Source organism: Blastomonas sp. CCH1-A6, from assembly GCF_001556365.1.
GTDB lineage: Bacteria > Pseudomonadota > Alphaproteobacteria > Sphingomonadales > Sphingomonadaceae > Blastomonas > Blastomonas ursincola.
This window is the reverse complement of sequence record NZ_LSIS01000047.1, coordinates 1-338: the sequence shown is the minus strand read 5'-3', so window position 1 is coordinate 338 and position 338 is coordinate 1. Positions and strand designations below refer to the sequence as shown.

Annotated in this window: 1 pseudogene; it reads left to right on the top strand. The window is 67.5% G+C overall.

What is annotated here, in order from left to right:
* Positions 1-338: pseudogene (locus tag AX735_RS02100) on the top strand (conjugal transfer protein TrbE); the annotation flags it as partial.

The window sequence follows — 338 nt, the reverse complement described above, 5'->3', positions numbered from 1 at the left end:
GTCCACGCTGCTCGACAGCGACGCCTCGAACAAGGCCGCCGACGCCGACACCGCCTTGCAAGAGCTGGGCTCCGACTATGCCGGCATGGCCTATGTCACCGCGACGGTGACGGTGTGGGACGGCGATCCCGCCATTGCGGCCGAGAAGCTGCGGCTGGTCGAGAAGGTCATCCAGGGCCGCGACTTCACCGTGATCCCCGAGGGGATGAACGCGATCGAGGCATGGCTGGGGAGCCTGCCCGGCCACACCTACGCCAACGTCCGGCAACCGCCGATCTCCACCATCAATCTCGCCCATCTGATCCCCCTGTCAGCAGTATGGGCGGGGCCGGAACGGG